At 32.0% G+C, this 905-nt stretch carries 1 protein-coding gene; it reads left to right on the top strand.

Annotated elements, in window-relative coordinates; all coding sequences use genetic code 11:
• A partial coding sequence (locus tag HMPREF9075_RS04510; RefSeq protein ID WP_009415314.1) for an IS3 family transposase occupies nucleotides 1-668 on the top strand: 668 nt, incomplete at its 5' end.
• Between the last annotated feature and the right edge of the window lie 237 nt (nucleotides 669-905).

Genomic DNA, 905 nt, shown 5'->3' with positions numbered 1-905 from the left:
AACTTTTCTGCAGATTTGATAACGAGCTCAAGGGAATTACTAAGATAGGTAGAGATAAGTTTTTTACCTTATTGAGGAACAATGATTTACTTATCAAAAGGAAGAAAAGTTTTACTCGTACGACCGATTCTAATCACTCCTATTGGAAGTACAAAAACCAAGTCAGAGGTCTATCAATAACTCGTAAAAATCAGGTTTGGGCGAGCGATATTACCTATATTCGCACTGAAGAAGGTTTTAGATACTTATCACTTATAACTGACTTATATTCAAGGAAAATAGTAGGTTACAAACTATCTAATAGTCTTTCGATAGAGGGTTGTATGGAGGCTTTGAAAAGGGCTTTAAAACTCTGGGATGGTACAGAACCGCTTATTCATCACTCAGATCGTGGTGTTCAGTATTGCTGTAAAGAGTACACGGGTTTGCTGATAAAAAAAGGTATTACAATCAGTATGACAGAGGAAAATCATTGCTACGAAAATGCTTGTGCTGAGCGAGTTAATGGTATTCTTAAGCAGGAATATGGCTTAGATGATACTTTTAAAAATGAAAAACAGGCTCTAAGGGCTGTCAAAGAAGCTATTTTGATTTACAATAGTAATCGTTTACATACTTCTTTAGGCTTTAAAACACCTGATTCAGTGTATTTTACAAAGTCTGCATAGGTAAGAGTTAGTTTTTAAATAGGTAAGTTTTTTAAAGGCTTTTTAAATACAAATTATTGAAAAACAGAGAAATGGTATAAAAAATAAAGAAGTATCTTACCTAAAACTAAGAAAAGACGAATCGCTCTGTATTTTGTGTAGTATCTATAGCAGAGTTTATTCTTTTATGTAAACTGCAAAGATAATAATTTGCTTACAAAATTGAACTTTATTAGTAGTAAAAAATGTTAATCAAAC

It is taken from the genome of Capnocytophaga sp. oral taxon 332 str. F0381 (genome assembly GCF_000318275.2).
Taxonomy (GTDB): Bacteria; Bacteroidota; Bacteroidia; order Flavobacteriales; family Flavobacteriaceae; genus Capnocytophaga; species Capnocytophaga bilenii.
Note: the sequence above shows the minus strand (reverse complement) of the source record. Positions and strands in the feature narration are given on the sequence as shown.